The sequence below is a fragment of the Jatrophihabitans sp. YIM 134969 genome, from assembly GCF_054456675.1.
This window is the reverse complement of record NZ_JBTJEQ010000005.1, coordinates 128,173-151,862: the sequence shown is the minus strand read 5'-3', so window position 1 is coordinate 151,862 and position 23,690 is coordinate 128,173. Positions and strand designations below refer to the sequence as shown.

Genomic DNA, 23,690 nt, shown 5'->3' with positions numbered 1-23,690 from the left:
CACCGCCGCACGCCGGCTCCGCGGTCATAACCGGGGCACCGCACACCGCACTTGCCGCACCGTCGCTGCGCCTTGCGGGCCGGATGCACATCGATGACGAGGTGCTGCGCCCGCTGGTCGAACACGACACCGTCGACCACGGTGTCATCGACCCCCAGCACAGCGCGCCATAGGCTGGCGTCGCGCACGCCGTTCTCCGTTCATGGTTGCTGACCTTCGACAAGCCAGAAACCTAGACAGAGAACGGCGTGTTGCTATCTCACCACCCCGAACCCACCCACAGATGCGTCACAAGAGCCGCTTTTCCTGACCATTCGACGGGAGAGGTGCCCACTCGCCGGACTCCGTGGGCTGGGACCCGGGGACGGGTCAGAAACGCTCGCCGTTCTCGGCCATCTTGTGCAACAGCGGGTTGGGGGCGAAGCGCTCGCCGAAGCGGTCCGCGAACGACGACGCGCGGGCGACGAATCCCGCCACCCCGCCCTCGAACCCGTTGACGTACTGCAGGACGCCACCGGTCCACGGCGGGAAGCCGATGCCCATGATCGAGCCGATGTTCGCGTCGGCGGTGGTGAGCAGGACACCCTCCTCGACACAGCGCGAGGACTCGACGGCCTCGATGACCAGCATCCGTTCGCCGAGCTCGTGCAGGTCGAGCGCAGCAGGGTCGGCGACCGGCGCGAAGTGCTCGGCGAGGCCCGGCCAGAGACCGGTCCGGGCGCCGTTCTCGTCGTAGTCGTAGAAGCCCGCGCCCTTCAGCCGCCCGGGGCGCCCGAGTTCGACCATCTTCTCCACGACGTCCTCGGCCGGGTGCCGCACGTAGGAGGCTCCGGCGGCCTCGCGCGCCTCGTTGCGGATCTTCAGGAACAGCTCGAGGTTGAGTTCGTCGGCCAGCTGCAGCGCCCCGACGGGGTACCCCGCCTGCAGCGTGGCCTGCTCGACCGAGGCCGGCGGCACGCCCTCGGCGAGGATCGCCAACGCCTCGTTCACGAACGTGCCGATGACCCGCGAGGTGAAGAACCCGCGGCTGTCGCCGACCACGATGGGGGTCTTGCCGATCTGCTTCGCGTAGTCCAGCGCCCGGGCCAGCGCGGCGTCGGAGGTCTGCCCGCCGCGGATGATCTCCAGCAGCGGCATCTTGTCGACGGGCGAGAAGAAGTGCAGCCCGATGAAGTCCTCGCGCCGGGTGACGCCCTCGGCCAGACCGGTGATCGGCAGGGTCGAGGTGTTCGACCCGAGCAGGGCGTCGGCCGCCACGACCGGCTCGGCCTGGGCGAAGACCTCGTGCTTGAGCGACTGCTTCTCGAAGACAGCCTCGACGACGAGGTCGCACCCGGCCAGATCGGCGTAGTCGGCCGTGGGGGTGATCCGGGCCAGCACCTCGTCGCGCTGCGCCGCGGTGCTCTTGCCGCGGGAGACGGCCTTGTCGAGGATCTTGGCCGAGTAGGCCTTGCCCTTCTCGGCGGCCTCGATCGAGACGTCCTTGAGCACCACGTCGATGCCGGCCTTCGCGCTGACGTACGCGATCCCCGCACCCATCATCCCGGCGCCGAGCACGGCGACCTTGGTGGCCGGGCGCGGCTCGAAGCCGGCCGGGCGCGAGCCGCCCCCGTTGATGGCGTTGAGGTCGAACCAGAACGCCTGGATCATGTTCTTCGCGACCTGACCCGTGGCCAGGTCGAGGAAGTAACGACCCTCGATGGTCAGGGCGGTGTCGACGTCGACCGCCGCCCCCTCGACCGCCGCGCACATGATGTGGTGCGGCGCGGGCATGGGCGCGCCCTTGAGCTGCTTGCGGAGGTTGGCCGGGAAGGCCGGCAGGACGGCGGCGAGCTTCGGCGTGCTGGGTGTCCCGCCGGGGATCTTGTAGCCCTTGACGTCGAACGGTTGGGTGGCGTCGGGGTGGGCCGCGATCCACGCGCGGGCCGCGGCGAGCATCTCCTCGGGCGTCGCGGCCAGTTCGTCGACCAGGCCCAGTTCCACGGCCGCCTCGGGACGCAGCCGCTGACCCTGCAGCAACAGCTTGGTCAGCGCGTCGGCGATGCCGAGCATCCGGACCGAGCGGACCACGCCGCCCGCGCCGGGCAGCAGACCGAGCGTGACCTCGGGGAAGCCGAACCGGGCCTTCGGGTCGGCGAGCGCCACGCGGTGGTGACAGGCCAACGCGATCTCCAACCCGCCGCCGAGCGCCGAGCCGTTGAGCGCGGCGACCACGGGCCGGCCGAGGGTCTCCAGGCGCCGCAGCCGCCCCTTCATCTGCTCGACGCCCGCGGCGAACTCGTCCTGGTTCTCGACGGTCACCTGCGAGAGCAGACGCAGGTCGCCGCCGGCGAAGAACGTGCTCTTGGCCGAGGTGACCACCACACCGGTGACGGAGTCCTTCTCGGCCTCGAGCCGGTCGACGGTCGCGCCGAGCGACTCCTGGAACGCGGCGTTCATCGTGTTGGCGCGCTGGCTCGGGTCGTCGAGGGTGAGCGTGACGACGCCGTCGGCGTCCCTGTCCCAGCGGATGGTTCCGGCTTCGGGTGCGGTCATGAGTCCTGTTCTCTCCTGGGTACGGCGGTCGCGGTGCGGTCGGTGGCCGCGGGTCAGACGCGCTCGACGATGGTCGCGACGCCCATGCCGCCGCCGACGCAGAGCGTGGCGAGGCCGTAGCGCTGGTCGCGACGCTCGAGTTCGTCGATGACGGTGCCGAGGATCATCGCGCCCGTCGCGCCCAGCGGGTGACCGAGCGCGATGGCGCCGCCGTTGACGTTGACCTTCTCGTGCGGCACACCGGTGTCCTTCATGAACTTCATGACGACCGCGGCGAACGCCTCGTTGACCTCGAACAGGTCGATGTCCTCGAAGCTCAGACCGGCCTTGGCCAGCGCCTTCTGCGCCGACGGCACCGGCCCGGTCAACATGATCGTCGGCTCGGTGCCGACGACACCGACCGACACGATCCGGGCGCGGGGGGTCAGGCCGAGGTCGGTGCCGACCTGCTCGTTGCCGATGAGCAGCGTGGCCGCGCCGTCGACGATGCCCGAGGAGTTGCCCGGGGTGTGGACGTGGCGGATCTTCTCGATCCAGTGGTACTTCTGCAGCGCGACGGCGTCGAAACCGCCGCCCTCACCGACGGCCGCGAACGACGGCTTGAGCGCGGCGAGGGTCTCGGGGCTCGTGCCCGGCCGCGGGAACTCGTCCTGCTCCAGCACGATCCGACCGTTCACGTCGACCACGGGGATCACGGAGCGCGCGAAGGCGCCGTCGGCGAGGGCCTTGGCCGCCCGCTCCTGCGACTCGACCGCGAACAGGTCGACGTCCTCACGCGAGAAACCCTCGACGGTGGCGATGAGATCGGCGCTCACGCCCTGCGGGACGAAGCTGGTGTCGTAGGCCGTCTCGGGGTCCATCGCCCACGCCCCGCCGTCGCTGCCCATGGGCACGCGCGACATCGACTCGACCCCGCCGGCGACCAGCAGGTCCTCCCAGCCGGAGCGGACCTTCTGCGCCGCGACGTTCACGGCCTCGAGGCCGGACGCGCAGAAGCGGTTGAGCTGGAAGCCCGGGCCGGAGGTCTCGTAGCCCGCGGCGAGCGCAGCCGTGCGCGCGATGTCGGCGCCCTGGTCACCGACCGGCGTCACGCAGCCGAGCACGATGTCCTCGACGCGCGAGGGGTCCAGGCCCGGGTTGCGCTTGCGCAGTTCGTCGAGCAGACCGACGACGAGCGAGACCGGCTTGCTGCCGTGGAGGCTGCCGTTCGCCTTCCCCTTCCCGCGCGGGGTGCGGATGGCGTCGTACACGAACGCTTCGGTCACTGCGGTCCTCCTCGGGACGGGACGGCTCGTGCGGTCCTCGACGGACGACACGCGACATTGACAGTATGACTGTTACAGTTCCTGTGTGCCAGAGGCCGTGACGGAGACCGGCGCCACCCCAGCACGCCTCGCGCCGTTCACCGTCGACGACCTCGCCGCCCGCACCGGACTCACGGTCCGGACGATCCGCTTCTACGTCAGCGAGGGCCTGGTCGCACCGCCGGTCCGCCGCGGCCGGATCGCGTACTACGACGACACGCACCGCATGCGCCTGGACCTCATCCGCACCCTGCAGGACCACGGCTACACCCTCGCCGCGATCGAACGCGTGCTCGCCCGGGTGCCCGACGACGCCGGCGCCGCCGAGTACGCCGTGCAGGCCGCGGTCCTCGCGCCGTGGTTGTCCGACGAACGCGAGGTCCTCGACCGCGCGGGCCTCGACCGGCGCGCGGGCCGTCACGTGGGCGACGACGAACTGCGGCACCTGCGTCAACTCGGTGTGGTCGAGCGCCGGCCGGACGGCGACTTCCTCGTCGCCCCCGCGATGCTCGGACACGCGGTGGAGCTCATGCGGTACGCCGTGCCCGCCGTCGTCCTGCGCGAGTCCGCCGACATCATCGAGACCCACGCGGCCGCGGTCGCGGAGGGCCTGACCGACCTGTTCGTCGAGCAGTTCTGGGCGCCCTACCAGCGCGGCGAGATCGACCACGAACACCTGGTCGGGATGCTCGCCCGGTTGCGGCCGCTCGCCGTGCACGGGTTGGTCGCGGCGTTCGGTCACGCGGCCGACCGCGCCGCCCGCCGTGGCCTCGAGCCCGGACTCCCGGACGACACCGCCACCGCACCGCCCCCCGACGGACCGGCGGGCGTCGAACGAGCTGGGAGAGCCTCATGACCACGGCCACCCGCCCCCGTTGGAGCGACGACGAGACGGAGGCGTTCCGCGACCTCGCGCACGCGTTCTTCGCCAAGGAGTGCGCACCGCACGAACACCGGTGGGGCGAGCAGCAGCACGTCGACCGCGAGGTGTGGAACAAGGCCGGGGAACTCGGCCTGCTGTGCCCGTCGATCCCCACCGAGTACGGAGGGGGCGGCGGCACGTTCGCGCACGAGGCCGTGCTCATGGAGGAGCAGGCCCGCACGCTCGCGCCCAGCCTCGGCACGTCCGTGCACAGCACGATCGTCGCCCACTACGTCAACAGCTACGGCACGGAGGAGCAGAAGCAGCGGTGGCTGCCCGGGCTCGCCACCGGTGAACTCGTCGGCGCCATCGCGATGACCGAACCCGGCACCGGCTCGGACCTGCAGAGCGTCCGCACCAAGGCGATCCGCGACGGCGACAGCTACGTCGTCGACGGCGCCAAGACCTTCATCACCAACGGGTACCTCTCGAACTTCGTCATCGTGGTCGCGAAGACCGACCCCGCCGACAAGGCGAAGGGCATCTCGCTCGTCGTCGTCGAGACCGACGCGGCCGAGGGTTTCTCCCGCGGCCGACCCTTGCACAAGGTCGGCCAGCACGGCCAGGACACCGCGGAGTTGTTCTTCGACTCCGTCCGCGTGCCCGCCGCCAACCTGCTGGGCGGCGAGGAGGGGCAGGGCTTCGTCCAGCTCATGCAGCAGCTGCCACAGGAACGCCTCGCGATCGCGGTGGCCGCCGTGGCAGGCATCGAGGTCTCGGTCGAGCACACGCTGCGCTACACCAAGGAACGCGAGGCCTTCGGGCGTCCGGTGTTCCAGTTCCAGAACACCAAGTTCACGATGGCCGAGATGGCGACCACCGCCACCGTGGCGCGGGTGTTCGTCGACGACTGCATCGCGAAGCACCTCGCCGGCGAACTCGACATCCCGACGGCGTCGATGGCCAAGTGGTGGACCACGCAGATGCAGTGCGACGTCGCGGACGCCTGCCTGCAGTTCTTCGGCGGCTACGGCTACATGGCCGAGTACCCCATCTCGCGGATGTGGACCGACGCCCGCATCCAGAAGATCTACGGCGGCACCAACGAGATCATGAAGGAGATCATCTCCCGCTTCCTCTGACGCGGGCGCCGGGGTCGCGGCCTCGATGGTGGACCCCGGCTGACTACGGTCAGCCCATGGCCAGCACCGCCGCCGAGACCGCGGCCGACGTCCGCGCGAGCCGCACCACCGCCGAGGCCGAGACCCGCGCCGCCCTCGAGCGCATCGCGCAGACCGACCCGGGGATCGGCGCGTTCCAGGTCGTGCGGGGCGAACAGGCCCTCGCCGAGGCACGGGCCGTCGACTCGCGACCGGACCGTTTCGCCCTGCCGCTCGCGGGGGTGCCGGTGGCGGTTAAGGACAACGTGCCGGTCGAGGGCGAACCGATGCGCAACGGGTCGCTCGCCACCTCACCCGAGCCGCAGCTGCGCAGCCACGTGGTGGTCGACCGGTTGCGCCGCGCCGGCGGGGTGGTCGTCGGCATCACCCGCGTTCCGGAGTTGTGCGTGTTCGGCACGACGGATTCCCCGTTCGGTGTCACCCGCAACCCCCTCGACGTGCGCCGCTCCCCCGGTGGTTCCAGCGGCGGCAGCGCCGCGGCCGTCGCCGCCGGGATGGTGACCGTTGCACATGGCAACGACGGCATGGGCTCGTTGCGCATCCCGGCCGCGTGCACCGGGTTGGTCGGGTTCAAGCCGGGTCGCGGGGTCGTGCCGTGGGGCGACGACGCCTCGTGGTTTGGTCTGTCCGAGCACGGTCCGCTCGCCACCACCGTCGACGACGCCGCCCTGCTGCTGTCGGTCCTCGCGGCCGACCCCGCACTCGCGGTCCCCCTCGACCCGGGGCCGCTCCGGGTCGCGACCTCGACCGTGGCGCCGGTGCCACTCACCCCGGTGCACGCGTCGTACGTGCGGGCGGTCGAGACGGCCGCGGCCGCGCTGCGCGACGCGGGTCACCGGGTCGAGCAGGCCGACCCACCCGCTCCGGTCACCACCGCGGTCGACGCGCTGGCGCGCTGGCTGGTCGGCACCGCCGAGTCCACCGAACCCCTGCCGCATCCCGACCGCCTGGTTCGCCGCACGCGGGTGCACGCCGCCCTCGGCCGCGTCGCGGGTCGGGCGGGGTTCCCGCACGCCGCCGCCCAGCAGCGGTGGGTCGAGACCGCCGAGAGGTGGTTCGGAGCAGGCCACGACGTCCTGGTGACGCCCGCGCTCGCCGGGCCGCCCAAGCACGTGGCGTCGCGGTCGGGTCGGCCGTGGTCGGACCGCGGGTGGCTCGCCAACGTGGTGAGCGACGCCCGCTACGCCCCGTTCGCCGCGCCGTGGAACCTCGCCGGGTGGCCCGCGATCGCCGTGCCGGTCCCTTCGGCCGCCGACCGGTCGGCACGGATCCCGCCGTCGGTGCAGCTGGTCGGACCGCCCGGCAGTGAACGCACGTTGCTCGCCGCCGCTCGGCTCGTCACCGGTGAGGGGTCACCCGCACAGCCGGTGTAACCGGAACTCGCAGTATCGGGATCTGGTCGGAGCGGGTAGAACGGTCCCATGCCGGACACCGCCGCCCGACTGTCCCCGGACCGTTTCCGCCACGCCCGCCTCGCGCTCGAACGCCTCGCCCGCACCGCCGCGACCCGCGCGGTGTCGGAGGCCAACGCGACCGCCGCGCTCTGGCGCTCGGGGGCGGTCGGTGTCGACCTCCCGCACCGGATGCTGCCCGCCGCGGGCGCGCTGGTGCGGACCGGACCCGTCGGTGCGGCGATCGCCCTGCCCACCGGGCGGTTCCCGGACCGGGTCGCGGTCGTCGACGAACGCGGACCGGTCACCTTCGCCGAACTCGACGCCCTGGCCCGCCGGCTGGCCGGCGCGCTGGCCGCCCGTGGCGTGGGCAGCGACGACACCGTGGCCGTGATGTGCCGCAACCACCGCGGGATGCTCGTTGCCCTGTTCGCCGGCACGGTGCTGGGCGCCCGCACCGTGCTGCTCAACACCGACTTCGCCGGGCCGCAACTGCGCGACGTCCTCACCCGCGAGGAGGTCACGGCCGTCGTGGCCGACGCCGAGTTCGACGAACGCACCGCGGGCCTCGACACCCCCGGCGGGCGGGTCCTGCTCCCCCACGCCACCGACGACGGCGGGGTCACGACCGGGCACGACGACCTGTTCGACGAGACGGCCGCGCACCCGCCGGCGCCCCGCCCGACCCGTCGTCAGCGCCTCGTCCTGCTGACCGGCGGCACGACCGGCACCCCGAAGGGCGCACCCCGCGACTTCGGCACCACCCTGGCCATCCCCGGCGGCTACCTGGAGAAGATCCCGCTGCGTTCGGGCCGCACCGCGATGGTGCTGTGCCCCGTGTTCCACGCCTGGGGGCTGCTGTCGACCGTGCTCGCGCTCACCGTCGGCGACACCCTGCTGCTCCGGCGCGCGTTCGACGCCGACGCCGCCGCCGCGACGATCGCGGCCGACCGGGTCGACACCGTCATCGCCGTCCCCGTCCTGCTGTCCCGCCTGCTCGACGCGGTCACGGCCCACGGCGTCGACACGTCGTCGGTCCGGGTGGTGGCGGTGTCCGGTTCGGCCCTCTCGACCGATCTGGCCCGACGCGCGCGCGAGGTGCTGGGCGACGTCGTGCACAACCTGTACGGCTCGACCGAGGTGGCGTTCGTCACGATCGCCACGCCCGCGGATCTCGCGGCCGCTCCGGGAACGGTCGGCCGTGCGCCCACCGGCACCACCGTCGCGATCCTCGGGGACGACGACCGATCCGTTCCCACGGGCGGGACCGGGCGCATCTTCGTGGCCAACACGATCCACTTCGAGGGTTACACCGGCGGCGGCAGCAAGGACCAGGTCGGCGGGATGATGACCACCGGCGACCTCGGCCACCTCGACGCGAACGGACGCCTGTTCATCGACGGACGCAGTGACGACATGATCGTCTCCGGCGGGGAGAACGTGTTCCCCGGCGAGGTCGAGGACCTGTTGCTCGGACACGACGAGGTCAGCGACGCCGCCGTCGTCGGGGTGGAGGACGACGACTTCGGGCAACGCCTGCGCGCCTACGTGGTGACGTCGGCCGGGAGCGCGCTCGACGAGGACGCCGTGAAGGCGTACGTGAAGGAGAACCTCGCGCGGTACAAGGTTCCTCGCGAGGTGCGGTTCGTCGACGACCTGCCCCGCAACCAGGCGGGCAAGATCGTCAAGCGCGAGCTCGACGCCGACTGACGCCGCGCGCAGCCCTCAGGCGAGGCGCTCGACGGCGAGACGGAAACGGGTGCCGTCGGCGAGGTCGAGCTCGACCGTCGCGACCCGACCCCGGCCGGGCCCGACGTCGTCCGGCCGCGCGGCCGTCTCGACCCGGCGCACGTCCAGACCGACGTCCTCCGGGGTCGCGAACGGCTCCTCGAGCAGGTCCACGAGCGCCTGGGCGAGCATCCCGGCGGTCCAGGGCGCCCCGCTCGTTCCGGGCGTGTCCATCAGCCGGTCCCGTCCTCGTGCGTCGTGCCGGGGCGTTCCGCCACGACCGTCTTCTCTTCGCGTGACAACCATCATCCGGCAAAGCAGTTGCGGACACCTCAAAGCCTCAGCATCGGTTCACCCAAACCTCACCTGTGGAACATCTGGCGCGTGAAAGGTCGACCGGTCACACTCGGTGGTGACATTCCCCCGTCGACCGCTGCCGCGCCCGACGTGGCGAGCACCAGGGACGAGGTGAGGACACTGACCACCGACGACCACACCTGCGTCCTGCTGCTCGACGACGTCGTCCTGCGCCAGGTCCTCGGGCTCCGCGACGCCGACGAGCGCGCGATGCTCCTGCGGCTCAACCTCGCCGCCAACAACGTCCCCTCCTTCGACGGTCGACTCATCGGCCGCGGGCGTCACGCCGCGCGGCACGCCGCCACCGCCGCCGACCGCGCCCGCCACCCCAGCGCCGGCCGCCACGCGGCCACCCCGAGCCCGGCCCCTGCTCCCGCGGTCGACGCCCGCCAGCAGAGCGCCGCAGCCTGAACCACCCCGCTCGTCCCGACCCCCTCGCCCGGCCGAGCCGTCACCCCCTGCACGTCGACGTCCCGTTCGGCACCGGCATGCTCTGCCGGTGACCTCCCGCCACCGACGACCGCGGTGAGCAGCCGGTGATCGCCCTGGCCGTCGCGGGCGGGTCGGCGGTGATGACGCTCGTGGGCGGCCTCGCGGCGCTGCGGGCCGGGCGCTACCGGCACCTGGTCCTCGGCCTCGCCGCGGGGCTGATGCTCGGCGTCGTCGGGTTCGAACTGCTGCCGGAGTCGCTGGAGGAGAACGACGCGACCGTCTGGTCGACACCGGTGCCGTTGGTGCTGTTCGTCGTGGGCTTCCTCCTGCTCCACGTCCTCGAGCGGTCGTTGTCGCTGCACCACGGCCACGAGGACGCCTACGGTCCGCACCACCACGACCACGCCGCCGGCACGCTGGCCGCGTCCGCGCTCGTGGGCCACAGCGTGCTCGACGGCTTCGCGCTCGGGGTGGCCTTCCAGGTCGACACCCGCATCGGCGTGGGAGTCGCCGTGGCCGTCATCGCCCACGACTTCGCCGACGGTTTCAACACCTTCACCCTGAGCACCCTCCGGGGCGCGGCCCGGCGGCGCGGGCTGATCCTGCTGGCCGCCGACGCCGCGGCGCCCCTGGTCGGTGCGGGGTTGTCGACGGCGGTGGACATCCCGGCGCCGACGCTCGGGGCGTACCTCGGCTTCTTCGCGGGTGTGTTGCTCTACCTCGCCACCGCCGACGTGCTGCCCGAGGCGCACGAACCCGACTCGTCGGCCCTCACCCTCGCCAGCACGGTGCTGGGCGCTGCCGTGCTGTTCGTGGTGGTCGGCGTCGCGGGCTGACCCCGACGACACCAGGGGCCTGGAACGACGCGAGGCCTCCCCGCTGCTGCGGGAAGGCCTCGTGTCGTGTGTGTAGCCCCAGCGGGATTCGAACCCGCGCTACCGCCGTGAGAGGGCGGTCAGACGTGGATCTGTGTCGCCCGGATTCTGGGCTCTCCGCACTGGAGGCCCCGTGCTCTCTGGGCTGCGTGGCGTTGGCTGCGTTGGGCCGTGTTGGACGTCATCGGACGTTCTGCGGACCTCTCGCGGACTAGCTGCGGACTGAACGGCCCGAACCGGTGCGTCAACACCGGCCCGGGCCTTGATCGACACCCACCTGCTAGAGACAGGGAGCACGACCCATGAACGACCGTATCGACACCGGTGTCTTCGGCACCGACCTCCGCCCGATGACACCTCAAGAGGCAGCGCGGTACGCCTCGCAGCGTGAGCGCTGGGCCGACTACCCGGACATCCTCACCGAGCTGGACGTGGACATGCGCCGCCAGCTCTCCCGGCCGGCACCGCCGCCGTGCCCGGAGTGGTGCACCGAGCGGAACCACGACGGCTACGAGGACTTCACCGACGGCACCGGGCGGCAGATGCGCAGCCACGTGCTCGAGGTCTCCTTGGGCGTGAGCTTGGTGGTCGAGGAGTACCGCGACGCCGCCGACGTCGTCACCCTGGGTGACCCGTTCATCGTCGCGGAGACCCCGACGGGGTACGCCATGTCCGCGCAGCAGGCGCAAGAGATGGGCGAGGGCCTGTTGCGGGCCGTCGCCCGCCTCGGTGAGATCGGCGGTGCGGCATGAACACCGACACGACGCCGGACATCATCGCCCAGATGCGTTCCGTTTCGGCCGAGCCTGACTGGCAGGCACACGTCGATCGCAATGAGTGGAACATGCTCAACCAGCCTGCACGTCCAGCGTGTCCGCACTGGTGCACCGACAAGCCGGGGCACCGGTTCGACCTCATCGACATCGGGGAAACGGTTTGGAGCCGTCAGCACACCGACGACATCACCGACAACGTGACGATGGAGCAGGTCGAGGTCTACGACCCGACCACCAGCTCGGTGACGTTGTCGCCGCCGTCGATGTCGTTGTGGGTCGACGGCACCCGGGTCGAGGGTCAGTTCACTGCTCAGTCGGCGAGGGCGCTGCTGGCGACCATCGGCGAGGGCGTGCGGCGGTTCGAAGAGATGACGGTGGTGGACAGCTAGGCACCCACGACGCACAGAAGCTTCGCCGGTGTTTCGCGCTAAGTCAGCATGCATAAAGCTGGCTTTGTCGCTGAACTTCTTGCCGCTTCCCCACCGACTCGCCAGGGAATCGGCTCGCCTCGTATCGTGCCGATCACCCCCGACCGCGAGAGGAGAGCAGTCGGTGGCGTGGTGGGCGTGGCTGCTGATCGCGTGGCTGGTGCTGTCGTGCGCTGTTGCGGTCGTCTTGGCCTACGTGATGCGGCGGGCCCGGGAGATCGATCAGGAGCGCGGCGGGCCGGGCTGCTAACGCTCACCCCGCCCGAGCAGCGCCGGAGTGTTGCCCGGGCGGGGTGGCGGTTGCGGAAGGCCGTCGGCGCTTGAGCCGGACCGGCGATCCCCCGTGTCGGCTACGTCCGTTCCCCCGAATCAGACGTTGCCGACGCATGTAGTACCGCGAGTGAGTCAGGCCCAAACATCACGATCAAGGTGATCTCCCCAGTCAGTTCGATCGCTGCAGCCACCTCGAGGTAGCTGCAGCGTCGGGGACAGGCAGGTCGAGGCGGTGCCACCGTTACCGCGGGGGGTCGGCCGGCGGCACCGCCAAAGTGATCATCAACGTCAGGTCGAGGTTCCGCTAGAGCAGAGGCGACGTGGGCCACAGGTTGTTAGCTCTCTGTTACCCCGGGTATCACTTGTTCGCTGGCGTCGTTCGGGGGATCGACGGTCCAGCGCACGGGGAAGAGGCTCAGCCGGTCGCAGTCGGGGGACAGGCGACCGGCGAGCCCACCCTGACTTCGAGACCCGCGCCCACTTCACGCCACTGACGTCGAACGGTGTCGTCGCACTCCGGGGTCCGGTGCGACGACACCGCCAGCCTGAGCATGGCCCTTGGCGGACATCTCCGCCCGTTGAGGCTCAAACCGTGACAGACCCGCGCCTCGCGGGTGGCTACCGTCGAGCGGTGGCCAAGACGCAGCAGGTGCAGCAGGTGCAGGCAACGTGGGGGATCGCTACACACGGTCGGCTCGACGTCGAGCGTCGGGGGGACGACGTCGTCAGCCTCACCATGCCCGGCGGGTTCGTCATGACCTTGATGGTCGACGAGGCCAGGACGCTGGCGGCTCGGCTGACCGAGGAGTGCTCACACAGCGCGGTTATCCGGCGCGAGTAGGTCTCCGGCGGCCCCGCTGAGCCACATCAGCGATCATGCCTTTCCTCCTGCGCACGGTCGAGTTCGGTTGCGTCGGTGGGATCATCCTCGAAGAACAGACCCACGCTGAGCGGTGTGGCTGGCTTGCGGATCGTCAGCACCGGTGACCCGATCTGGTCAGTCTTCTTGAGCAGCCCGAGGTCGAAGGTCTCAAGGGCGGCTGCCTTGACGGCAATGGCGGTGGCGACGTGGATGGCGTCCTTGGGGTCGACCCCGTTACGCCAGACTATCGCTCGGGCCTGCTCGGCGATGAACCGATCCACGTTTCGGACCACTATGAACTCGTTGGCAAAAAAGTCGATTACGGTCTGTTCGTCGTCGCGGGTGACCGGCTTGCGATGCTTCATCTTGATCACCTCGGCCAACGCCAGCGCTGAACAGACAATCCGAACCTGTCCGGCGTGGGCGCGGTCGAGCGTTGCCTGACAACGGATCAGACGGTCGTCGTCGGTCTGCTTGTTCAGGTAGGACAGGAACGCGTCGGAGTCCCAGCACACCAGCTCGGGTGTCGGCATCAGCCGGCGTCCAGGATGCCGCGGGCGGTGGAGAAGTGCGGCAGGTCGGATTGTCGCGGTAGAGGAGTGACCGACTCGGCGGCGATCGACAGCACGGTGCCGTCGGCCCGGGACCGCAGGGTCCCGTAGACGCTGACGCGCCGGTCGACGTTCCTGGTCACGTCCTCAAGTTGGACGCGACTGCCGAACGAGCACCGGATACGCCGGCCGGTGAGCAGGTCGTACAGACTGAACTCTGGGCTCTGGTGCACGGTCACGCTCTCAAGGCGCCCCTCGACGGACCCGAGGGCGATGACGGAGGCAGCGAGCAGGTGGTCCACGTGCGCCGCGGTCTCGGTGGTCAGGGCACGGCGGGTGGAGGGGCGTCCAATCTCGATCTGGACCGTGTCACTGGTTCGCCTACTGATAGACCGCACGCGGTCCAACGCCCTCTCGGAGAAGTGGGACGGCCAGCCAACTCCCTCGTTCAGCCAGACCAAGCCAGCCTCCAGTTCCTGAAGGATCTCTTCGGCATCCTCGGTCTCGACGGGGCGTGCCGTGATCGTGGCCGGACTGTTTCGGGTCAGGCTGTCGAGCACCCAGTGCACCTGGTCCTTGCCGACCACCTCGGCCGAGAGCTCGGTCAGCAGCTCGATGACGTCGGAGACAACGTGCGCGAACAGCGGCAGCCCGATGACGTCGGCGTCAAGTCGGAGGGATAGCTCATCATCAGCCATCGTGGTCCCCCTTCCTCTCTGGTCGTTGGGCTAGCGGACAGGTTCAGGCGGTCCCGCGGTGGCGGGCAGGCGGCGGGTCGAACTCCTCGAGGAGCGGCCCACCCGGCAGCAGGTCGGCTTGTCGGAGGTGCGCCACGATCTCGCGTAGCGCTCGCACAAAGTCGTCGTCCTCTTCGTGGTTGCCGCCCTCCACCAGCCGGTCCGCCCAACCGCGTACCCATGCGGCGACCTGCAGATGGTTGACGTACACCGCCGGATGATCACGGAAGGCAGTAGCAACGCGGGCGGGGTTGTAGTCGGCGAGGTTCGAGGTGTCGAACGTGAAGTAGTCCGGGGCGGTCACATCCCGGAGTGTCATGCCTTCCCCGCCGCGGTGTCCAGCGGGGGGGAGCCCGTCATGCACCCCTTCGCGACCACCGAGCGTTCGCCAGCGTCCGGGCCGACGACGACCTCGACAACGCGCTGCCGACCGTGACCTCGTCGGGCAGCTCAAGCTGACGGACCAGCCGGGCCAGAGCCGCACGCTGCTGTCGCGCCTCCGAGATCAGCGGGTGCTCACGCATCTGCCCCATCGAGCCGGGCACCGTCAACGGCTGGCCAGCGACCTCGGCGTCGAGGCGGGCCAACACGTCGAGGGTCCGGCACGCGGACTCCAACACCACCAGCTCATCGAGGCGGAGCCCGTACTGCGCCGTCACCTTCACCCAGAAGGCAGCACCAGTTGTCCCCAAACCGGCCGGCTGAGGCACCGACGGGGTGTCCTTGCCGGTCATTCGGTCACCACCGGGAAACCGGTGCTGTGCGCACGCGGGATGGCGGTTGCTAATTTCAGGAGTGTCCAGGGATCCCCCGTCGGGGGGCATGTGGCCAGGGGGGTGGGCACATGCCCTCTCGACCCCCTCGGACGGAGACTCCTTCATTAGCGACGCGTCTCTCTCCACCACATCCTGGGGAGGCAGGAACACCGCTGGCGGGACCGTCTCGGGCTCCACGGTGGTGCTCGAGGTGGGGACAGGACCGGAGGTGGTGGCGAGACGGTGGGCGCTGGCCGGTCTGTGCGAGAGGAAAGGTGACTCGCTCGCGACCATCGTTCCGGGCGGCAACCCAGCTCCGGTGCTTCCGGTGGCGTTGACGCCCACCGCCTGCCGGCTCATGCGACCCGCCGCGCTCGGTTGGCGGCAGCGTCCGGGTCGTTGGCGAGGTCAAGCAGTTCGCCGAGGGTGTGGTCGAACACCCCGCCGTCTCCGGTGTTCATCAGCGCGGCCCGGGCGTGCTGGTACCGCTCTGACCGACGCAGTGCCCCCCCGGGTTCGGCGAGGCTAAGCCCGAGCGGCTGGAGCCGCGCCCAGTGCTCGAGGGTGTTCGGGAGGCCCCCGCGGATGTCGATGACGGCCTGGTCGACGTCACGGACGGTGGCGCCCGCGGGCGGGTCGATCAGCAGGAACACGGCGCCGTAGTGGCCGAGGTCGTCGCCTTCGCCGAGTGCGAGTGCGAGCTGGCCTCGGTCGTACGCGGCCTGCGTGGCTTCCCCGATGATGCGGAGCAGCGCGGTGTGGGCCTCGACCGCCTCGGCGCTCTCGTGACCGGTCAGGGTCCGGGGGGCGGTGTTCAGCAGATCCTGGAGACGGGGCAGCAGGTCGGTGTTCACGTCGTTGACGAGCTGGTCGCACACGGCCGCTGCGTGGCCACGGCCGGCGCGGACACTGTCGAGTTCGAGGCGGTCGGACAGCTCACGGGCGACGGTGACGCGGTCTCGGTGCTGCTGTCGGGCGGTGGCCTGCCGGGTGCACCACTCCTTCGCCTTGCCGGGCGCCGGCAGGGCGGTGACGGCGGCAACGGGTTCAGGCTCGATGGTGAGCTTCTGGACCTCAACGCGGAGGGCTTGCAGGGTGCCCCACCCGTCGGGCAGCGGGTAGCCGCGGGTGCTTGCGATCCGGATGACTTCGGTGGCGGTGTTGCGGAGCCGCTGGAAGTCGACGTCGTTGGTGATGGTCATGTCGGGTGTCCTTCTCAGTAGGGGGATCGGGTGGTGAGGTCGGTCCAGCCGCCTTCACCTCGAGGGCTGGCCATGCTGGTCAGTGCGTTGACGAGGAGTCGTTGACCGATCTCCTCGGTGGACATCACGCGGGCGCCGCCGCTGCCTTGGGCTCGGTTCGGCGCCGGTGTCCGTGGGCCGGGTGCCGCAGGTTCGACCGTTGCGATCGAGGTGGCGGTGGGGACGTTGTTCAGCGAGGACAGGACCTCGGTGAAGTCCTCAGCGGGTGTCGTCACGGGTCGCTCCTTGGGTTGGTTCGTTCTCGGTTGACCACCACGGGTTGACCGGCGGTGTGGGTCGGCGTCGGCGTGCGCACGGCCGGCAGCCGGTCCCTCTCCACGTCACGGGTTCGGTGGTGTGCTCACTGCACACATATGTGCTCACGAGGACGCACCTGCCTTGATCCGCTGCCAGGTTGGGCAGGTCGGTTGGTGGCCGACGTGACCCATGAACACGCCGGGCTTCTCTTCGGCGAGGTGGGTGGTGGCGGGGCAGTCGTCGCAGCCGCCGGCGATCTCGACTCCGACGAGGCGTCGCAGAGCCGAACGGATGGCGTCGTCGGTCATGAGGTCACCTCGGAGGCGTTGGTGAGGTTGGCGGCGATGCACAGGGCGCACTTCCCGGCGGTGGTCTTGACCTTGTCGGGGTGGTCGCAGTCGGTCGAGGTGGTGGTGCCGAACAGGCTGACGACGGTGGCCGCCGGCCGCTCGGCCTCCATAGGCGCCGCCATAGATGCCATAGGCGCCACCTTCTGAGGGGTGACATCTATGGCGCCTTTGGTGTCATCTATGAGCACCCAGACCCACCGGCCCTCGGCACCGAACCCGCGCCGCTCGGCCGTGGCGACCTTCTTTCGAGCGCGCTGCACCGTGCGGTCGGAGAACCCGTCCCGGCGAGATGCCTTGAGGACGTCACCGGCGACGGCCTCACCACCGAGGTCGGTCAGGTGCTTGGTGATCCAGTCGACGACCTCGGTGCGGTCGGCCTGGTCCTCGGTGCTGGCGGCGTCGCGGAGGACGTCGGACACGGACCGTTCGGAGGTGCCGGTGAAGACGAACTTCCCGACCTCGGTGGTGCCACCCTTGACCTCGAGGGGGACGGTCTCGATGGTGTACGACAACGACGGCAGGTCATCGCGCCCGAGTGAGTTCTTGACCTGCGTCATCACCCGCCCGTCGTCGTCGCGGGCGAAGCCGAACACCGACCGCGGGACGTCCTTGAACGCACCCGAGCCGGTGATGAGCGACGCGGCGTCGGTGCCGGCGGACTTGTTGAAGTGCGCGATCCCGCAGACGATGGCGCCGGTCTCGTCGGCCAGCTTGGCGAGCGGGTCGAGCGCGGACCTGACCTCGTGGGAGCGGTGCGTGTCGATGCCGTCGCCGATCATGGACAGCAGCGGGTCGAGGATGACCAGCCCGACGTCGTGCGTCTTGATCGTGGCCTTGAGCGCGGCCAGGTCGTGCGGCAGGGACAAGGTCACCTCGTCGCCCTCGGTGGTGGTCACGTCGATTCGGCCGACCCGCCCGAGGTCCGCACCCGCAGCCATGAGACGCGGGACGAGGGTGTGCCGCCACGAGTCCTCGGTCGCGGCGATGAGCACCGTCTTGGGCTTGCCCTTGAGTGAACCGGGCAGCGAACCGCGGGTGATGTTGGCGCCCAGCCACAGCGCGCACGACGATTTCCCCGTGCCCTCGCGGCCGGCGAGGATCGTCAACGTCCCCGACGGCACCCGTCCCTCGCCGCTGTCGATCCACGCCCAGACGACCGCCTCAGGGGTGATGCTGTCGGCCCAGGTCACCTCGACCTTGCGGACCTTCGTCGTGGTCGTCGAGGTGGTCTTCGCCGAGGCCGGGTACCAGTCGTCCGGGAAGCTGGAAGCGGTCGGCAGGTCGGCGATGTCGTAGCCGGTCACGACACCACCGTCGTCGACTTCTCGACGAGATCCCGTTCACCTTCGGCGCCGAGGTAGTCACGACCACCTCGACCCCAGTACGCCAGTGACCGGATGCAGCGGGAACACCGACGACAGAACCGAGTACAAGGCTTGTTATCCGGCTCGACGTTCGCCACCCGGACGATCGGCCGGCAGGTCGCGCACCCCATCACGCACGCTCCCAGACCGCGTGCACGCCGCCGGCTCGAGCAGCCCGACGCGCCTGGTGGTAGCCAACCCGGCGGATGACACCGTCGCGGGCGGCGGTGGTGAACACCGCACCGAGTCGGCAGGGGTGGTCCGGCAGTCCGATGACGTCCGAGTCGGTGATGTCGTCGGCGCAGATGATGGCGCCGACGGGATACTGCTCGATCAGCAGACGAGCACCCTCGGCCCACCACGGGTCGGCGTAGGCGATCGCGACCTCAAGTCCGCTTGAGCTAACCTCGGTGGTGACGCCGCCCGCGTTGATCGTGTTGTTGGACGAGGCCTCGGTTCCCACGCCGGGGCCTTCGTCATGTCCGGACCTCATGCCACCACCGGCCGCGGGTTGGCCTCGCGCTGGTCGCGCACCCACTGGTCGACGTCGGCGCGGGCGTACAGCACCCTGCGCCCCACACGCGTCCCTCGCGGTCCGGTGCCGGTGTGCCGCCAGTACCGGACGGTCGCCGGCACGGTGCGGAACTCAGAGGCGACGTCCTCGGTCGTCAGCCACTCCGTCATCACGCTGTCCCTCCGCTCGATTGCCCGACCGGTGTGATCGGGTAACTGAATGGTGCGGGTCAGCGCTTGACGTTGTCGACCGAATCGTGCATCGTGTCATTCTGAAGTTCGAATGCCTACACGAGGGGCCGCACCGATGCCACGGGTCAACCCGCTGCGCAACCTGACCAACGAGCGCAACGTCGCCGAGCGTGTGCGGTACGAACGCGAGCGGGCGGGCATGTCCTACGCCGGCCTCGCAGAGCGCATGAGGCAGGCAGGCTTCCCAATCCAGCCGTCAGCCGTCTTCAACATCGAGAAGGGCGACCCGCCGCGCCGCGTTGCAGTTGACGAACTGGTCGGCTTCGCCACCGTCTTCGAGGTGGATGTCGCCGAGATGCTCACCCCCGTGTCGCTGGTGCACGACCGCGATGCGGCGACGACGGTCCGCGAGGCGTGGACGATCTACGCCACGCTGAACAAGAGCATCGACGACCTCACTGACCTACTGCGCAAGGTCCGACGGCTCGCACCGGAGTCCCGTGGACGTGTCGACGCACTCATGGCGGACGGCGAGGACCAGCCGATCCCGAGTTGGGTCACCACGACCCCGGCGGGCGAGCGTTTGAACGAGGCGTACGCCGCCCTACTCCATGCAGTCGCCGATCTGAGCAACGAAGGGGATGAAGTCTGATGGCATCCATCGCGAAGCGCCCTGACGGCCAGTACCGCGCCCGGTACCGCGACACCGCAGGCAAGGAACACTCCCGCCACTTCGGCCGGAAGATCGACGCGCAGCGGTGGCTCGACGACGTCACCACGACCATCGTCACCGGTGTGTGGGTCGACCCCGGGCGCGGGCGGGTCACGGTCAGTGAGTGGTCGCAGCGGTGGCTCGAGGCGCAGTCCCACCTCAAGCCGTCGACGCACGAGCGGTACGCAGGCATCCTGCGCGAGCACGTCGTACCGCGGTGGGGGGCGGTGCGGCTGGTCGACGTCGGGCACGCCGACGTGCAGGCGTGGATCACCGGGTTGATGTCATCACCTCGGTCCCAGCGGGGCGATCGAGATCTCGTTCTGACCACGACCTCGATCTCGGCCGCGACGGTGCGCAAGGTGCACCAGGTGTTCTCCCTGGTTCTCAAGCTGGCGGTGAAGGACGGTCGCCTGTCCCGTAACCCGGCCGACGACGTCAACCTCCCCCGCGTCGTCCAGGCGGAGCACGTCTACCTCACCCACGAACAGGTCGACGACCTCGCGGGCCGCTGCGGGCCTCACCGGCTGGTCGTGCTGTTCCTCGCCTACACCGGGGTCAGGTTCGGGGAGATGGCCGCGCTGCGGGTCGCCCGACTCGACCTCATGCGGCGCCGGGCGACCATCGCCGAATCCGTCACGCTGGTACGGGGCGTGCAGACGTGGGGCACCCCGAAGGGTCACCTGCGCCGCGCCGTGCCGATCCCCCGGTTCCTGGTCGACGAGCTAGCCGCGCACGTCGCGGGCAAGGCGCCGAACGACCTGGTGTTCACCGGCGAGAAGGGCGGGGCGCTGCGGGCGCAGGTGTTCCAGCGGTCGGTGATGACGCCGGCCGTCGAGGCGATGGGTGTGCACGGTCTGCACCCCCACTCACTGCGCCACACCGCGGCCTCGCTGGCGATCGCGTCAGGAGCGAACGTGAAGGTCGTCCAGCAGATGCTCGGGCACAAGACGGCCACGATGACGCTCGACCTGTACGGGCACCTGTTCGCCGACCAGCTCGACGAGGTCGCGGACGCCATGGACGCCGCCCGGTCCCGCGGACTTCTTGCGGACCAGGTGCGGACTGACGGGGTGGTGGTCGCTCTGCCGACCGGCACTGAAAGTGCTACACCCCCCGGAAACCGGGGGGTGTAGAGGTGTAGCCCCAGCGGGATTCGAACCCGCGCTACCGCCGTGAGAGGGCGGCGTCCTAGGCCGCTAGACGATGGGGCCCCAGAACCCGGCCGACACAGGTGCCGGCCGTGCTGCGCTGGGGTACCAGGACTCGAACCTAGACTAACTGAACCAGAATCAGTTGGGCTGCCAATTACCCCATACCCCAAGAGCTCGGTCCACGGTGTCGCTGTGGGCCGCAGGAGAGCCTACCCGATGGCTGCGCGCAGCCGGGACAGGGTGGTCCCCCGACCCAGCAACGCCATCGACTCGAACAGCGGGGGCGACACCGTCCCGCCCGTCACGGCGACCCGGAACGGCGCGAGCGCCTTGCCCAGCTTGAGCTCGCGGGCCTCGATCATCGCTCGCAGCGCGGCCTCGATCTCGGCGTGCTCCCACGTCTGCAGCGGCTCGAGGACCTCGAGGCCCGCGGCGAGCACGGCGCGGCCGTCCTCGGTGAGGGCCTTGGCCGCGGCCTTCTCGTCGAGCGCGAAGTCGTCGGCCGCGACGAGGAACCAGAGCAGGTCGACGGCCTCCCCCAGGGTCTTGCACCGTTCCTGGACGAGCGGGGCGCCCGCGCGCAGCGTGCCGTTGAACAGGGCGAGGTCGACGCCGCGGTACTCCCCCGCGTACGCGGCGAGGCGGGCGGCGAAGTCGTCCGGGTCGAGGCGCCGGATGTGGTCGCCGTTGATCGCCAGGCACTTGGCGCCGTCGAAGCGGGCCGGGTTGCCGCCGACGTCGGCGATGTCGAACGCCTCGACCATCTCGGCGATCCCGAACACGTCGCGGTCCGGGGCGATGGACCACCCGAGCAGGGCCAGGTAGTTGAGCAGTCCCTCGGGCAGGTAGCCCTGCGCCCGGTAGGTGTCCAGGCTCGCCTGGGGGTCCCGCTTGGACAGCTTCTTGTTGCCCTCGCCCATGACGTAGGGAAGGTGGCCGAACTGCGGTGTGGACTCGGCGACGCCGAGTTCGGTCAGCGCCGCGTAGAGCGCGATCTGCCGCGGCGTGCTGGGCAGCAGGTCCTCGCCCCGCAGGACGTGGGTGATGCGCATCATCGCGTCGTCGACCGGGTTGGTCAGGGTGTACAGCGGATCGCCGTTGGCGCGGACGACCACGAAGTCGCTGACCTGCTCGGCGGCGAAGGTGATCTCACCGCGGACGAGGTCGTTCCAGCCGATGTCGGTGCCGGGCATCCGGAAGCGCAGCACCGGCTGGCGCCCCTCGGCGCGGAAGGCCGCGCGCTGTTCGTCGGTGAGGGTGCGGTCGTGGTTGTCGTAGCCGAGCTTGGGATCACGGCCGGCGGCCCGGTGCCGGGCCTCGGTCTCCTCGGTCGTGGTGAACGACTCGTAGACGTAGCCGCCGTCGAGCAACCGCCGCGCCACGTCCGCGTAGATCTCGCGCCGTTCGCTCTGCCGGTACGGCCCGTACGGCCCGCCGACTTCGGGCCCTTCGTCCCAGCCGAACCCGAGCCAGCGCATCGCCGACAGCAGCTGCCCGTAGCTGGTCTCGCTGTCGCGGGCGGCGTCGGTGTCCTCGATGCGGAACACGAACGTGCCGCCGACGTGGCGGCACCACGCCCAGTTGTAGAGCGCGGTGCGGACCAGGCCGACGTGCGGGTTGCCCGTCGGGCTCGGACAGAACCGGACCCGGACCGGGCTGGTGCCGACAGCCGGGATCGTCACGCGCGCACCACCGGGTTGACGAGCGCGCCGATGCCCTCGATCTCGACGCTCACGGTGTCGCCGGGCACGATCGGCCCGACGCCCGCGGGGGTGCCGGTCAGGACGACGTCGCCCGGCAGCAGCGTCATGACGTGCGACATGAACGCCAGCACCGTGCCGACGTCGTGGATGAGCTGACTCGTGCGGCCGTCCTGCTTGAGCACGCCGTTGACGCCGGCGCTGACCCGCAGGTCGGCCGGGTCGAGGACGGTCTCGATCCACGGGCCGATCGGGCAGTACGAGTCGTAGCCCTTGGCGCGGGTCCACTGGCCGTCGGCCTGCTGCGCCGTGCGGTCGGAGACGTCGTTGGCGCAGGTGTAGCCCAGGACACCGTTCATCGCGGTGGCGGCGTCGACGTTCTTCAACGGCCGCCCGATGACGACGGCCAGCTCGGCCTCGTGGTGCACCTCGCCCGCGTCGGCGGGCAGCCGGATCGGGTCACCCGACCCGATCACCGCGGTGCTGGGCTTGAGGAAGATGACGGGCGCGGCCGGGGTCTCACCGCCCATCTCGGCGATGTGGTCGGCGTAGTTCTTGCCGATGCACACGACCTTGCTGGGCAGGATCGGCGCGACCATCCGGACGTCGGGCAACGCCCACCGGGCGCCGCTGAACTGGATCGGCCCGAACGGGTGCTCGGTGATGCTCGCGACCGTGAGGTTCTCCGGCGGGGCGTTCTTCGGGCCCTCGACGACCCCCCACGCCATGCCGGCGGGGACGGTGAGTGGACCCCCTCCCGGCCCTCCGTGGTCGACGACGGTCTCCGGGTGGACGTAGCGGGCGATGCGCACGCCCCGACCCTACTGAGCCGCGTGGATACTGGACCCATGGCTTCCGCGCTCTCGACCGTTCCGCTCGACCGCCGCCGCCGGTCGGCCTGGGTCGCCTCGGGCTTCGCCGTCGTCCTGCTCGCCGTCGGTGTCCTGCCGTGGACCATGCAGACCGACTCGGTGATCCGTTTCCTCACCGCGTTCGTGCTGCTCGCGGCGGTGCTGACCGGGCTGGTCGCGGTGGGCCTGCTGCGCTCGATGAAGGTCGCCCCGCCGCGCGCCTCCTCCGGCGGTTGCGGTGGCGGCTGCCAGTGCGGCCAGCAGCAGCCCGGCTGCTGACCGCGCGGCGTCAGCCCGGCGGGTCGACC

27 protein-coding genes, 3 tRNA genes and 1 pseudogene are annotated in these 23,690 nt (G+C 70.5%); 12 read left to right on the top strand and 19 right to left on the bottom strand.

Features of this window, described 5'->3' with window-relative positions:
• The 3 genes and pseudogenes from ACXR2U_RS04910 to ACXR2U_RS04900 form a co-directional block, all read right to left on the bottom strand.
• A pseudogene (locus ACXR2U_RS04910) lies at positions 1-188 on the bottom strand (ISL3 family transposase); the annotation flags it as partial.
• Positions 189-369: 181 nt separating this feature from the next.
• The gene (locus tag ACXR2U_RS04905) at positions 370-2,535 is read right to left on the bottom strand and encodes a 3-hydroxyacyl-CoA dehydrogenase NAD-binding domain-containing protein (RefSeq protein WP_458823810.1); all 2,166 of its coding nucleotides are present in this window, start codon (positions 2,533-2,535) and stop codon (positions 370-372) included.
• A gap of 53 nt (positions 2,536-2,588) precedes the next feature.
• On the bottom strand, positions 2,589-3,800 hold the full coding sequence (locus ACXR2U_RS04900) for an acetyl-CoA C-acetyltransferase (RefSeq protein WP_458823809.1): 1,212 nt from the start codon (positions 3,798-3,800) through the stop codon (positions 2,589-2,591).
• An 85-nt stretch (positions 3,801-3,885) separates the two neighbouring features.
• Between ACXR2U_RS04900 and ACXR2U_RS04895 the strand changes: the two genes are divergently transcribed.
• Genes ACXR2U_RS04895 through ACXR2U_RS04880 form a run of 4 tightly spaced genes read left to right on the top strand, consistent with a single transcriptional unit; the run spans position 3,886 to position 8,983 of the window.
• Positions 3,886-4,695 (top strand): MerR family transcriptional regulator, encoded by an 810-nt coding sequence (locus ACXR2U_RS04895; RefSeq protein ID WP_458823808.1) that lies wholly within the window; start codon positions 3,886-3,888, stop codon positions 4,693-4,695.
• A complete protein-coding gene (locus tag ACXR2U_RS04890; RefSeq protein ID WP_458823807.1) occupies positions 4,692-5,843 on the top strand; it encodes an acyl-CoA dehydrogenase family protein in 1,152 nt (383 codons plus the stop codon). Before ACXR2U_RS04895 ends, ACXR2U_RS04890 begins: the two co-directional genes overlap by 4 nt.
• Positions 5,844-5,899: 56 nt before the next feature.
• The gene (locus ACXR2U_RS04885) at positions 5,900-7,255 is read left to right on the top strand and encodes an amidase (RefSeq protein ID WP_458823806.1); all 1,356 of its coding nucleotides are present in this window, start codon (positions 5,900-5,902) and stop codon (positions 7,253-7,255) included.
• Positions 7,256-7,303: 48 nt separating this feature from the next.
• A complete protein-coding gene (locus ACXR2U_RS04880; protein ID WP_458823805.1) occupies positions 7,304-8,983 on the top strand; it encodes an AMP-binding protein in 1,680 nt (559 codons plus the stop codon).
• 15 nt (positions 8,984-8,998) lie between these two features.
• Here the strand turns inward: ACXR2U_RS04880 and ACXR2U_RS04875 are convergent, their stop codons facing one another.
• Entirely contained in the window at positions 8,999-9,235 is a 237-nt protein-coding gene (locus ACXR2U_RS04875) for a hypothetical protein (RefSeq protein ID WP_458823804.1), read from the bottom strand.
• Between the two features lie 234 nt (positions 9,236-9,469).
• Between ACXR2U_RS04875 and ACXR2U_RS04870 the strand changes: the two genes are divergently transcribed.
• Positions 9,470-9,769 carry a hypothetical protein gene (locus tag ACXR2U_RS04870; protein ID WP_458823803.1) on the top strand — a complete coding sequence of 100 codons (300 nt, stop codon included), beginning with the start codon at positions 9,470-9,472 and terminating at the stop codon, positions 9,767-9,769.
• Positions 9,770-9,897: 128 nt separating this feature from the next.
• The gene (locus ACXR2U_RS04865) at positions 9,898-10,626 is read left to right on the top strand and encodes a ZIP family metal transporter (RefSeq protein ID WP_458823815.1); all 729 of its coding nucleotides are present in this window, start codon (positions 9,898-9,900) and stop codon (positions 10,624-10,626) included.
• 73 nt (positions 10,627-10,699) lie between these two features.
• Here ACXR2U_RS04865 and ACXR2U_RS04860 read toward each other — a convergent pair.
• A tRNA-Glu gene (locus tag ACXR2U_RS04860) sits at positions 10,700-10,796 on the bottom strand.
• A gap of 171 nt (positions 10,797-10,967) precedes the next feature.
• On the opposite strand from ACXR2U_RS04860, the gene ACXR2U_RS04855 reads away from it, so the two are divergent.
• The 3 genes from ACXR2U_RS04855 (at position 10,968) to ACXR2U_RS04845 (ending at position 12,983) form a co-directional block, all read left to right on the top strand.
• Entirely contained in the window at positions 10,968-11,417 is a 450-nt protein-coding gene (locus tag ACXR2U_RS04855; protein ID WP_458823802.1) for a hypothetical protein, read from the top strand.
• Entirely contained in the window at positions 11,414-11,830 is a 417-nt protein-coding gene (locus ACXR2U_RS04850; RefSeq protein ID WP_458823801.1) for a hypothetical protein, read from the top strand. Before ACXR2U_RS04855 ends, ACXR2U_RS04850 begins: the two co-directional genes overlap by 4 nt.
• Positions 11,831-12,773: 943 nt before the next feature.
• Positions 12,774-12,983, top strand: a complete 210-nt coding sequence (locus tag ACXR2U_RS04845) for a hypothetical protein (protein ID WP_458823800.1) — start codon at positions 12,774-12,776, stop codon at positions 12,981-12,983.
• Positions 12,984-13,009: 26 nt separating this feature from the next.
• On the opposite strand, the gene ACXR2U_RS04840 is transcribed toward ACXR2U_RS04845, so the two are convergent.
• From ACXR2U_RS04840 to ACXR2U_RS04795, 10 genes are all read right to left on the bottom strand, one after another.
• Positions 13,010-13,537, bottom strand: a complete 528-nt coding sequence (locus ACXR2U_RS04840) for a type II toxin-antitoxin system VapC family toxin (protein ID WP_458823799.1) — start codon at positions 13,535-13,537, stop codon at positions 13,010-13,012.
• Positions 13,537-14,253: a hypothetical protein gene (locus ACXR2U_RS04835; protein ID WP_458823798.1), complete on the bottom strand. Its 717-nt coding sequence runs from the start codon at positions 14,251-14,253 to the stop codon at positions 13,537-13,539. The genes ACXR2U_RS04840 and ACXR2U_RS04835 overlap by 1 nt, the downstream gene beginning before the upstream one ends.
• 43 nt (positions 14,254-14,296) lie before the next feature.
• Complete coding sequence (locus ACXR2U_RS04830; RefSeq protein WP_458823797.1) at positions 14,297-14,596, bottom strand: hypothetical protein; 300 nt, start codon at positions 14,594-14,596, stop codon at positions 14,297-14,299.
• A gap of 52 nt (positions 14,597-14,648) precedes the next feature.
• Complete coding sequence (locus ACXR2U_RS04825; protein WP_458823796.1) at positions 14,649-15,026, bottom strand: hypothetical protein; 378 nt, start codon at positions 15,024-15,026, stop codon at positions 14,649-14,651.
• 377 nt (positions 15,027-15,403) lie between these two features.
• Entirely contained in the window at positions 15,404-16,249 is an 846-nt protein-coding gene (locus ACXR2U_RS04820; protein ID WP_458823795.1) for a hypothetical protein, read from the bottom strand.
• Positions 16,250-16,263: 14 nt separating this feature from the next.
• Positions 16,264-16,524, bottom strand: a complete 261-nt coding sequence (locus tag ACXR2U_RS04815) for a hypothetical protein (protein ID WP_458823794.1) — start codon at positions 16,522-16,524, stop codon at positions 16,264-16,266.
• A 144-nt stretch (positions 16,525-16,668) separates the two neighbouring features.
• On the bottom strand, positions 16,669-16,854 hold the full coding sequence (locus ACXR2U_RS04810) for a hypothetical protein (RefSeq protein ID WP_458823793.1): 186 nt from the start codon (positions 16,852-16,854) through the stop codon (positions 16,669-16,671).
• On the bottom strand, positions 16,851-18,200 hold the full coding sequence (locus ACXR2U_RS04805; RefSeq protein WP_458823792.1) for an AAA family ATPase: 1,350 nt from the start codon (positions 18,198-18,200) through the stop codon (positions 16,851-16,853). The genes ACXR2U_RS04810 and ACXR2U_RS04805 overlap by 4 nt, the downstream gene beginning before the upstream one ends.
• Positions 18,201-18,390: 190 nt before the next feature.
• Positions 18,391-18,723, bottom strand: coding sequence for a hypothetical protein (locus tag ACXR2U_RS04800; protein ID WP_458823791.1), 333 nt, complete (start codon positions 18,721-18,723; stop codon positions 18,391-18,393).
• 26 nt (positions 18,724-18,749) lie between these two features.
• Positions 18,750-18,944: a helix-turn-helix domain-containing protein gene (locus ACXR2U_RS04795; RefSeq protein WP_458823790.1), complete on the bottom strand. Its 195-nt coding sequence runs from the start codon at positions 18,942-18,944 to the stop codon at positions 18,750-18,752.
• A gap of 136 nt (positions 18,945-19,080) precedes the next feature.
• Between ACXR2U_RS04795 and ACXR2U_RS04790 the strand changes: the two genes are divergently transcribed.
• Together ACXR2U_RS04790 and ACXR2U_RS04785 are read left to right on the top strand one after the other, a co-directional pair.
• On the top strand, positions 19,081-19,617 hold the full coding sequence (locus ACXR2U_RS04790) for a helix-turn-helix domain-containing protein (RefSeq protein WP_458823789.1): 537 nt from the start codon (positions 19,081-19,083) through the stop codon (positions 19,615-19,617).
• Positions 19,617-20,813, top strand: coding sequence for a tyrosine-type recombinase/integrase (locus ACXR2U_RS04785; protein ID WP_458823788.1), 1,197 nt, complete (start codon positions 19,617-19,619; stop codon positions 20,811-20,813). Before ACXR2U_RS04790 ends, ACXR2U_RS04785 begins: the two co-directional genes overlap by 1 nt.
• 5 nt (positions 20,814-20,818) lie before the next feature.
• Here ACXR2U_RS04785 and ACXR2U_RS04780 read toward each other — a convergent pair.
• From ACXR2U_RS04780 to ACXR2U_RS04765, 4 genes are all read right to left on the bottom strand, one after another.
• Positions 20,819-20,891, bottom strand: a tRNA-Glu gene (locus ACXR2U_RS04780).
• A gap of 37 nt (positions 20,892-20,928) precedes the next feature.
• A tRNA-Gln gene (locus ACXR2U_RS04775) sits at positions 20,929-21,000 on the bottom strand.
• A gap of 40 nt (positions 21,001-21,040) precedes the next feature.
• Positions 21,041-22,513 (bottom strand): glutamate--tRNA ligase, encoded by a 1,473-nt coding sequence (gltX, locus tag ACXR2U_RS04770; RefSeq protein WP_458823787.1) that lies wholly within the window; start codon positions 22,511-22,513, stop codon positions 21,041-21,043.
• Positions 22,510-23,259 carry a fumarylacetoacetate hydrolase family protein gene (locus ACXR2U_RS04765; RefSeq protein ID WP_458823814.1) on the bottom strand — a complete coding sequence of 250 codons (750 nt, stop codon included), beginning with the start codon at positions 23,257-23,259 and terminating at the stop codon, positions 22,510-22,512. Before ACXR2U_RS04765 ends, gltX begins: the two co-directional genes overlap by 4 nt.
• Before the next feature lie 120 nt (positions 23,260-23,379).
• Here ACXR2U_RS04765 and ACXR2U_RS04760 point away from each other — a divergent pair, with 120 nt between their 5' ends.
• Entirely contained in the window at positions 23,380-23,661 is a 282-nt protein-coding gene (locus tag ACXR2U_RS04760) for a hypothetical protein (protein ID WP_458823786.1), read from the top strand.
• Positions 23,662-23,690 lie beyond the last annotated feature (29 nt).